This is a genomic window from Pseudomonas sp. NPDC086278 (assembly GCF_050280905.1).
Taxonomy (GTDB): Bacteria; Pseudomonadota; Gammaproteobacteria; order Pseudomonadales; family Pseudomonadaceae; genus Aquipseudomonas.
This window is the reverse complement of sequence record NZ_JBNNWE010000073.1, coordinates 20,317-30,108: the sequence shown is the minus strand read 5'-3', so window position 1 is coordinate 30,108 and position 9,792 is coordinate 20,317. Positions and strand designations below refer to the sequence as shown.

At 60.6% G+C, this 9,792-nt stretch carries 6 protein-coding genes and 1 pseudogene; 6 read left to right on the top strand and 1 reads right to left on the bottom strand.

All coding sequences use genetic code 11. The features are described from left to right. From ACQKP4_RS20825 to ACQKP4_RS20810, 4 genes and pseudogenes are all read left to right on the top strand, one after another. A pseudogene (locus tag ACQKP4_RS20825) lies at nt 1-267 on the top strand (type VI secretion system tip protein VgrG); the annotation flags it as partial. Then, nucleotides 264-1,097 (top strand): DUF4123 domain-containing protein, encoded by an 834-nt coding sequence (locus ACQKP4_RS20820; protein ID WP_427635509.1) that lies wholly within the window; start codon nt 264-266, stop codon nt 1,095-1,097. The pseudogene ACQKP4_RS20825 and the gene ACQKP4_RS20820, both read left to right, overlap by 4 nt. Then, the gene (locus ACQKP4_RS20815) at nt 1,094-4,381 is read left to right on the top strand and encodes a toxin VasX (RefSeq protein WP_427635508.1); all 3,288 of its coding nucleotides are present in this window, start codon (nt 1,094-1,096) and stop codon (nt 4,379-4,381) included. The genes ACQKP4_RS20820 and ACQKP4_RS20815 overlap by 4 nt, the downstream gene beginning before the upstream one ends. Next, on the top strand, nt 4,378-5,340 hold the full coding sequence (locus tag ACQKP4_RS20810; RefSeq protein ID WP_427635507.1) for a hypothetical protein: 963 nt from the start codon (nt 4,378-4,380) through the stop codon (nt 5,338-5,340). Before ACQKP4_RS20815 ends, ACQKP4_RS20810 begins: the two co-directional genes overlap by 4 nt. Before the next feature lie 414 nt (nt 5,341-5,754). Here ACQKP4_RS20810 and ACQKP4_RS20805 read toward each other — a convergent pair whose 3' ends face one another. Beyond that, entirely contained in the window at nt 5,755-7,311 is a 1,557-nt protein-coding gene (locus ACQKP4_RS20805) for an FAD-dependent oxidoreductase (RefSeq protein WP_427635506.1), read from the bottom strand. Nucleotides 7,312-7,450: 139 nt separating this feature from the next. Between ACQKP4_RS20805 and ACQKP4_RS20800 the strand changes: the two genes are divergently transcribed. Both ACQKP4_RS20800 and ACQKP4_RS20795 read left to right on the top strand, forming a co-directional pair. Next, nucleotides 7,451-8,011: a YbhB/YbcL family Raf kinase inhibitor-like protein gene (locus ACQKP4_RS20800; protein WP_427635505.1), complete on the top strand. Its 561-nt coding sequence runs from the start codon at nt 7,451-7,453 to the stop codon at nt 8,009-8,011. 88 nt (nt 8,012-8,099) lie between these two features. After that, nucleotides 8,100-9,791 carry a vWA domain-containing protein gene (locus ACQKP4_RS20795; RefSeq protein ID WP_427635504.1) on the top strand — a complete coding sequence of 564 codons (1,692 nt, stop codon included), beginning with the start codon at nt 8,100-8,102 and terminating at the stop codon, nt 9,789-9,791. Nucleotide 9,792: the final 1 nt, after the last annotated feature.

Sequence of the window (9,792 nt, the reverse complement as noted above, 5' to 3'; positions counted from 1 at the left end):
AAGGGCGATTCGAGCTTGACGCTTGAGTGTGGCGGTCAGCACATCGTGATCAACGCCAGCGGGATTTTCAGCAGCGTGGCGATTGTCGAGGGTGGCTCGCCGGTGGCGGGGTTAGCTCCGGAGCCTGCTCGATCATTGGTCCCAACGGCGCCAGAGGCGCTGATAGCGCCATCACTGGCTGTGCAAAAACTGGCATTGACCCAGGCGGCGCAGCAGGCGGCATCGATCTGTGCCGTGTGTCAAAAACTGGCGGAGCTATCGGCATGAGTCAGGCTTACCTGCTGCTGGATCGCGCTCAGATTGAACGTTTGCCTGAGCGCCTGTTTTCGCTGGGGATTACAACGCTCCATTCGCTTTACCAAAGCACCGCTTATGGTCCATTGGAAGAGGTCGGCCCGGTTCTGGTGCCTGTTTCTCCCAATAGCCCGCTGGCCCATGCGTTTTTTCAGGAGTGGAGCGCGACATGTGGCATCTGGCTGGAGTCAGAGGCGCAAGAAGCGCTCGTACTTGAGCATTTACGCAGCCTGATTCACGTACGGGTCGAAGCGGATGTCACGGTCTTGTTCCGCTATCACGACCCTCGTATCACGGCAGTGTGGCTGGCGCCGTTGGCTGGCGGCGAGCGTGATCGGTTGATGGGGCCTGTGCGGTTGATCCGGCTCCCGGAGCTGGATATCCAGCAGGAAACCCCGGATCAACAAGCTGCACGGTATGCGCACGAACCTTGGTTGTTCCTGTCGGCGGAGCAACTGGAGCACTTGGGCGCCGCCCAACGGCAACGCTTCGCTCAACAATTGATTGAGCATTGCCAGCAGTACTTTTGCGAATACTTGCAGGGGCTGGATTCCTTTGCACTGCAGCAGTGGGCGTCTCACTGCCAGCACACCGCCGGGCGTCACGGTTACAGCGCCATCGATGAAGTCCTGCTCTGGGCTCGTTTCCACGCAGTGCTGGGCAGTGACTTTCCCGATGCACCTGCGCACGCCGTTTACCGAAACCTGTTGGCCGAGCCCGGCGTCTCACCCGAGCAACGGCTGGACAATCTGAATGCCGAACTGACGCGTCAGCAGCTCACCGACAAGGAGTTCCGCCAATGAGCGCGGAACAACTGGCGAGGCTCGACCGAGACGCTCAGGCCGAACGCGCCGCCAAGGCTCAGCCTCACGTCGATATCAACAGTACGCTTGTGCCGTGCCCGGCCAGTCAAAACGAGCTGTTCGTGGTGCCGGTACGTTATGCGTTGTCTGAGGAAAAAGCCGGGAACGCTTGCTGTGCTCCAGGCGTGACCACGCAAAGCCGACCCATGGCGGCGCGACGTCTGCGTACGGGGTTTGTTTATCTGTGGCAGGACAAAGGCCCCCTCAAACGGTATGCCGTGTCGCCGAATGGCCAGCTCAAAGAGCAGGCGCTGGAAGCCGATGCCACTCCGGTGCTGGACACCACCCTGATGGGCCTGACTCTGGAAAAGATCCACGATGCGTGGATGCTCTATAGCGAGTTCCCCCTGAACCCGGAACACTGCCAAGCGCTGAGTGACAGCAGCGCCAAGCGTCGTCAACACATGCGTCATGTGGCCTTGCGTACCGTGGCCAACGAGCTGCAAGCCGAGCATTGCCCGCCACTGGAAAAAGCTATTGAGGTCATGGCTGAGCTGATCCCCGGCACGTTCGCCCAGTCCATGAAAGCTGACTCGCAACGGGGCGCTGATGAGACCGACGCGCTGGGCGAAACCGTCATGAAAGCCCCGACCCTGGCCAACATCAAGGCTTACACCGATGCCATGCACCGCGCCCGTGAGCGCGAGAAAATCATCGCCCAACACCCCGACGCCAGCGATCAGCCGCCGGGCGAATGGAGCTCCGAACAGTGGGACGCGCAGGGCACTCAGGAATGGCTGGACAGCGCCAAGGCAAAATCCGGAGGCTTGTTTGCCGTTTTCGTCTGTCTGGATGACGACCTGGGCGTGCTGCGTGACATCAATCACGAACAGGAGTGGGTCGAGGCGAGTCACGAAAAATGGTTGGGCGAGAACAACCTGCGCCTGAGCATCGGCGGGTTCGTGCGCAGCCTGATCAGCGAAGATGGCGCCGAACTGGCGGGGTCCATCAGCTACCGCTACAAGGAACGCGACATCACCCTCACGCCCGAACAGGGCCAAGTCATGCTCGATACCCAGCATCGACTGGATGAAGCGCTCAAGGCCGAAACCCAGGCCCGACAGTACGGCGGTCAGCCCACTCAGACCGAAGCCGCCGCCCGCGATGCACGAATCGCAGCCATCGTCGCCCCGGTGCGGGCCTTTATTCCGGCGGATTTGTACAACGAAGTGGAATTCGTCGTCCGCGAGTACCGCGCCGAAAAGCATGCCAACCTCAACGACCATCATTTCAGTGCCAAGGTCGGCGAATACATCGACCTCGAAGCGATGAACACCTGGTTCGCGCAGACCGCAGCGGCGCACTACCAGCAGATTGAAGAACGTCACACTGCGTTGTTCGCTGACCGGGGTCTGTACCTCAAACGCTCGCTCAGCGGCACCTGGTTTGTCGATTACCACGACCTGGCGACGCGGCGTTGGCTGACCGAACTGGCCACCGGCTGCCTGACCGCCCAATGCCTGCGCGCTCAGGGCGCCGAGCAATACGCCGACTACGTGCGAGCAGTAGACGGCGGTGCCCTGAAACAACTGTTCAACGCCTGGACGCCCTCCATCGATGCGGCGGTTAACAACACTTCTCGCCTGGGCGAGTTGATGGCGGCATTGGCCGACGACAACATCAGCGCCAGCCATCAGGCGTTGGCGCCTTTGAGCGCAGAGGTGCTGGACGACGTCGCGGCCATGGCCCGGGACGCGAGCAGCCAATGGAGCGTGCTGGTGAATCGTCTGGCGGCGGCGCTGTTGTTGCTCAAGGGTGAGGGCGCTTTGAGCGGCTCCTGGATGGGCGTACTCATCGCCGCGCGACTAGGCAGCGACACGCGTTTGCAGTTCGTGACCGAGGGCGGCCGGCAGGTGTGGAAGTTGCTGGGGCAACAGGCTGAAGCGCTGGGCGACTGGGTGAAGGCGAGCGGGAAGGCGATTGGTTTGGGGCGTGTGGGACGGATTGTTAATTCGCCAGCGGTGGCCAACAGCGGTGGGGTGGTGCCGTTGGCTGCGTTGTTGTTGAACGTGCTGAATGCGCATAGTTATTTGAGTAAGGCCGGGGTTTTGGAGGGGATGGACAGTCGGCGGGTGAATGACACGGTGTCGGCAACGTTGTATGCGGCGGCAGCGTTGGTGGCGGTGGTTGATAATCAGGTGCGGAAGGGGATGGGGGTTAAAGAAATGTCCTTAACGCTTCCTGATGGCAGGGTCGGAAGCGTACCCACACTTACTCTGTTTGGTGGGGTGATTGGTGGATTGTCGGCCTATGCGGCACTAAAAGAATTTAAGTCCCTCCAAGTGCAACTTGAAAAGGCCCAAAGCCGAGTCGATCCGTGGCTGGATATGCGCCAGATGGTGGTCGGTGGTCAAGTAGCGGCCTTCGGCGCCCAAGCGCTATTAGGGGTTGGCTACACTGCCCGCGCCTTGGCAGGCTCAATAATCGCCGAAGCCGCCATCTTGCGTTACACGCTGCACATGGGACCGTTGAACTGGCTCATTCTCGCGCTGGGTGTTCTGCACCTCATCACCACGCTCTTGCAGCGAACCCCGCTGCAGAACTTCCTGAACTTCTGCTGCTGGTCAAAAGCCCGGGCGGTCGATCTGGGCCCTATCGCGCAAAAAGCCCAACAGGACGAACTCGACCGGCTGTACTTCATCCTCTATACACCTCGGGTCAGCATGCAAAACAGCTCGGAGTCGACCGCTGGCAATGGCCCTTCAGGTCTCGCTTTCGTCAGCTCGATCAATGCCCTGACCATCGACTTGCCGGGCGCTGAGCCCGGCAGTGTCTACCTGGAATTGAGCATGGTCGGTGATCCGGTGGATACCCAACGCTACCGTGACCTGATCAAAAACAGCCGTACTGATAACTACAAGCCGCCGCGTCCCTGGCGAGATATGGCGCCTCACTGGTTGTCGAGCAGCACCTGTCGGTGGATACCGTTCAAGGAAGGTCAGGGCTTACGCTTAAGTGGCCCATTCAACCCGCTGAAGAATGTATTGGGCACCACGCCCAGCACGGTTTCGCTGCGATTGCGATATCGCACGCCATTGACCGCGATGCTCGGCGCTAGCACCTTTATCGGTGGTGAACGAGGGCTAGCGTTTACTTTGAACAACGCCACCGGCGTAATCGCGCTATGGGCGGACCCGACACCTGAGTTGGATCGAGTGCCGAACTACCCGCTCGGCGAGGATCACCCCGGCGCCATTTACCTGCAACCCAAGGACAAACGATGAGCACGCCACCGGCAGGCACCACGAAAAAAAGGATATTTTCGCGTAATGACTACTTGGCGCCGCTCCCGATACCTACTGGAGAAAAGCCGCAGGACGTGCTCAACACCATTTGGCGCAAGAACGAGGTCTTTCTTGATATTGGCAGCTACAGCGTTGGTTCGGCGGTGATGGTGCTGTGGTCGGGAGTGATGTTGTTTTTGGGGATGGCCTATATCTTCAAGGATCCTGATGCATTGGTTTTGGGGGCTTTCATCATGGTCATCCCAATTTTTTGGTTGGTCCAAGGCTTGTTCCGCGAAGTCCCTTTACCGGTGCGCTTCAACCGCCAACGCCGCGAAGTCTGCATACCGCGTGACGACGGCGAGTACTGGATTGTCCCTTGGGAAACCGTGACAGCCGTCGCCACTCAGCAGTCGTCAGTCAGTCAGGCCGGTAAAGCCACGATGGGTTTACTGGTCATCGGTTTCGAAAACCCGGACCCGCTGGCCAAGGAAGACAACAAGCATTTTTCACTGGGCTTCAACTGTGGCGGCGGCACCACGGCGATGGCGTTGTGGGAGTGCATGCGTAGTTATATGGAGATTGGGCCGCAGGTTCTGCCGATAACAAATGACTTTGAGGGCGGACGAGAAAAGCTGCGGGGTAGAAGCGTTTTTTTTGGGGTTTGTTGTGCATATCTAGATGGGATCAGGCAGCACTTGGTGGCGCAAGAAGTTGGCAAGGCTGCGTGGCTGGTAATTGGGGCCGTGCTCCTAGGTGCTCCACTGGCAATGATGTTGCAAGATTGGAAGTTATCACCGCCGCCCGATTTGCCCTATCCCGACATCACCGAATGGTCAAAACCCCTCCCCCCCGAACAGTGGGTCAAACGCTCCCCGGAACTGGAAGAAGCCATCGCCAAACGCGAGGCTGAACTGGCCGCGCAGGCGGAACAAGCGTTGCTGATGGGACAGTCTTAAAACAGTCATGACCCCACTTCCTGTTTTACCCATTCCCCGGCACGACGACCTACCCGACTAGGACGTATGCCTTCCGTCGAACCTGCGCCCCAACGCAGATCGTTTAATCCGTTAGCTGCACGAATTGCCGCATCGGCCAATGAAGTCATCATTTGGATTGAGACGATGCTGAATGCACAGCACGCGACGTGCCCAAGGTGTGGGGAACGTGGATCTATCGAATTAAAGGCATCCGCCCGAAGTTCAAGTGCGATCCTTGCTTGACTTGCTTCTCCATTCTTTCGGGGACGCCGCTGGCTGGGATGTTCGACCTGAGCTCCGGATCGATTTTGTGAAAGGCGTGATGGGTGGCGAAAGTATCCATGACCTGAAACAGCGCTCAGGGTTGGGCATGGGTGGCAGTCCACGCTGGCGTCAGCAGTTTTTGTTGTTGATCGAAGCGCTGGAGTTATCCCGAATCAGCCGCCACGCTTCATCCACCGGCAACGGCTGCTTCAACCGCTCCGCCAGCATCGCCATCGCGCGTTCTTCCTCGCAAGCCACGGCCGCACACACCACGCCGTTCTTGGCGAAGAGCCCGATAAATGGCGGATGCTCAGGATCGCCTTTGAATTCCACTTCGTCCCAGGCGTCGGCATGGCCGAGGTAGTCGTAATTTTTGCCGAAGTGCCAGGTCCAGAAGTACGGCACGTCGAGGTAATGCTCGTCGCCGCCCAGCATATTGGCTGCGGCGATGCGTGCCTGTTGTTGGGCCAGGCGCCAGTGCTCGATGCGCGCCGGCTGGCCGTTGAGCGGGAACGTCGCGAGGTCGCCCACGGCCCAGAGTCCATCGGTGACGCGCAGGCCACCGTCGACTTTCAGCGATTGGTCCTTTTCCTTGGGCAGGTCGGTAAACGGGTCGGTGGCAGGGGTTACGCCGACGCCGATCAACACCAGGTCTGCCGGTAAACGCTGGCCGTTATCCAGGTGCACCGCTTCGACTTTGTCGGTGCCTTCGATGCGCACGGCTTCGCCATCGGTGTGAAACACCACGTCATTGGCCTCGTGCAGCGCCCGGATCGCTTTGCCGACAGTGTCGCCGAATTGCGCCGCAAAAGGCACCTCGTGGCGCGCCAGCACGGTGACGTCCAGCCCGTATTGGCGCAGGGACGAGGCGGCTTCGAGGGCAATGAAACTGTCGCCGACGATCACTGCCTGTTGGCCAGGTTGTGCGGCCTGCACAATTCGCTGCGCCTGATCTTTCGAACGCAGGACGAACACTTGCGGCAGGTCAGCGCCGGGCACCGAGAGTGCGTTGGGCGTGCCGCCGGTGGCGAGCACCGCTGCGTCATAGGTCAGCGACTGCCCGTCCTTGAGCCGCAGGGTCTTGTTGATCGTATCGAGGCTCGTCACTTCGCCAGTGATCTGCTCGATTCGCTGCTCTTTGTAGAAGGTGGCCTCGCGCAGCGGCGGGACTTCGTTCGGCGGCATCTCGCCGGCGAGCACGAATTTGCTCAGAACGGTGCGGTCGTAACCGGCGTCTGTTTCCCGGTCGATCAACAGCACCCGGCCGCCAAAGCCTTTTTCCCGCAACGCCGCCGCGCACGCCGTGCCTGCGGCGCCGGCTCCGATGATCACAAAGGTGCGCGGGTCGTCTGCTGGCGGTGTGTGCGCGTCGGACAGGGGCTGATCGTCAACCCAGATCTCGCCATCGCGTACTTCCAGCGAATAACGCTGAAGGCTGTCCAACGCCGGCGGCTCGCACAACGCGCCGTCCTCAATGCGAAAGGCTGCCTTGTGCCACGGGCAGATCAACCGACCATGGCACAGCGCGCCTTCGGCCAGCGGCGCTCCGGCGTGGGGGCATTCGCCCTGGAAGGCGCGCACTTGATCACCGACTCGCAGCAGCAGGATTTTGGTGTCCGCGATTTGGACTTCAAGGCCTCGGCTCTCGGACACATCGGTGAAACGGGCGACGCGGTGCAGTGCCATGATCGTTCTCCTGGCGGGCGTTTCACTTAAGAGTTGGGCGCTTTGCCCGAGGTTCAGCGAAATCCCACTGCCACCGCGCGAACGGTACAGCTATAGTTCGCAAGCCGACGACGGCCTAACACGCACAAGGTGCTGCGGAATGACCCGATTGACCTCTCTGAAACCTTGGCTGGCGGCCGTAGCAGTCGCGCTTTGCGTGCAAGTGCCCGTGCAGGCCCAGGAGCGTTTCACCCTGAACATCCCAGGCGTGACGGATGACCGACTGTTCACCTCGGCCGCCGCGAGCGATGCCGCTGGCTGTGACGGCAAAAACCAGTCGCCGGCACTGAACTGGAACGCCGGGCCGACCGGCACCTTGAGCTACGCCATCGTCATGCACGATCCCGATGGCCAGAAAGGCCAGGGCGTCGATCACTGGATTCATTACGGCATCAAAGCCACCACGCACCAGATTGCGGCGGGTGTCGGCGCCAAGCCCGGCCTTGAAGGGGTTGGCGGCACCAATAGCAAAGGCACCACGACCTACATCGGCCCTTGCCCACCGGTCGGCGACAGCGCCCACCACTACGTCATTCAGCTCTACGCACTGGACCTGGCGCCGGACGCCTTGCCGGCCGGCCTGACTCGCGCGCAACTGCTGGAAAAAATCAAAGGCCACGTGCTGCGAAACAGCAGCGTGGTACGCCGTTATCACCGCTGAAGAAATTTTCAGCGCGGTTTAACCCGAACCTGAAGAGGGGCTCGTCTCAGAGGATGAATGGATCAATTTCCTCCTGAGGTCAGCCCCCATGTTCCTCCCTTCGCAAGTCTTCCGTCCGGCCGCCCAGGGTTTCGCCGCCGTGTTGCTATTGGCCGCTGCCGGTTGCGGCGTTTCGTCCACGCCAGAATCTGCGGCGAACCCAACGCCGGCACCGGCCCAGCCTGTGGTGATGCGCAGCGAGGCGGTCATGGCGGATGCCTCAATGGCCAAGCGCAGCGCGCGTGCGGCACCGATGGCGAGTTTTGCGCCTGAACCCGCGCCACCCGGTTATCAAGATGAGCAGCGTGAGCAATACCAGGTGCTGGCGGACAACCCGATTCACAGCGTGGCCGAAGCGCCGGTGTCGACGTTCAGCGCGGACGTCGACACCGGCGCTTATGCCAATGTCCGCCGCTTGCTCAATCAGGGCCGCTTACCCCCCGAAGGCGCCGTGCGGCTGGAGGAAATGGTCAATTACTTCCCCTACGATTACGCCTTGCCCACCGATGGCTCGCCGTTTGGCGTCACCACCGAACTGGCGCCCTCGCCGTGGAGCCCGCATACCCGTTTATTGCGCATCGGCATCAAGGCCTCGGACCGCGCGGTGGCCGAGTTGGCCCCGGCGAACCTGGTATTTCTGGTCGACGTGTCGGGCTCGATGGACCGTCGCGAAGGATTGCCTCTGGTCAAAAGCACCCTGAAATTGCTCGTCGATCAATTGCGCGACCAGGACCGGGTGTCGCTGGTGGTGTATGCAGGGGATTCGCGTGTGGTACTCGAACCGACGTCCGGGCGAGAAAAAGCGAAAATCCGCAGCGCTATCGATCAACTGCGGGCGGGCGGCTCGACTGCCGGCGCCTCGGGCATCGAACTGGCCTACCAAATGGCGCAACAGGCGTTTATCCCCAAAGGCATCAACCGCATCCTGCTGGCCACCGACGGTGACTTCAACGTGGGTATCAGCGACTTCGACAGCCTCAAGCAAATGGCGGTGGAAAAACGCAAGACCGGTGTTTCGCTGACGACCCTGGGTTTTGGAGTGGATAACTACAATGAACACCTGATGGAGCAACTGGCCGACGCGGGCGATGGCAACTACGCCTACATCGACAACCTGCGCGAGGCGCGCAAGGTGTTGGTGGACCAGCTCGGCTCGACCCTCGACGTCGTGGCGAAAAACGTGAAGCTGCAAGTCGAGTTCAACCCGGCGCAGGTCAGCGAGTATCGGTTGTTGGGCTATGAGAATCGGGCGTTGAAGCGTGAGGATTTCAGCAACGACAAGGTCGATGCCGGTGAGATCGGCGCAGGACATACGGTGACCGCGTTGTACGAAATTGTGCCGAAGGGCGAGAAGGGCTGGCTGGAGCCGTTGCGCTATGGCAAAGCCGAGGCTGGCATTTCTGGTGTCAGCGGGGAATTGGCGATGTTGCGTGTGCGTTATCAGCTGCCGGATGGTGGGAATAGTCGGCTGATCGAACGGCCGATTGCGAGCGGTGCGGTCGGTAAAGCCAGTGACGACCTGCGATTTGCCGCCGCCGTGGCCGCGTTCTCTCAACAGCTCAAGGACGCGCGCTACACCGGCGATTTCAGTCTGAAGGACACCGAAGCCCTGGCCCGTGGTGCGCGAGGCGAAGACCGGTTTGGCTTGCGGGCGGAATTCGTGCAATTGGTCGAACTGGCGCAGAGCCTGCGCACCACCACCGCGTCCAACAGTGAGCCGGGTAAAGGAGCCTACAACTGAC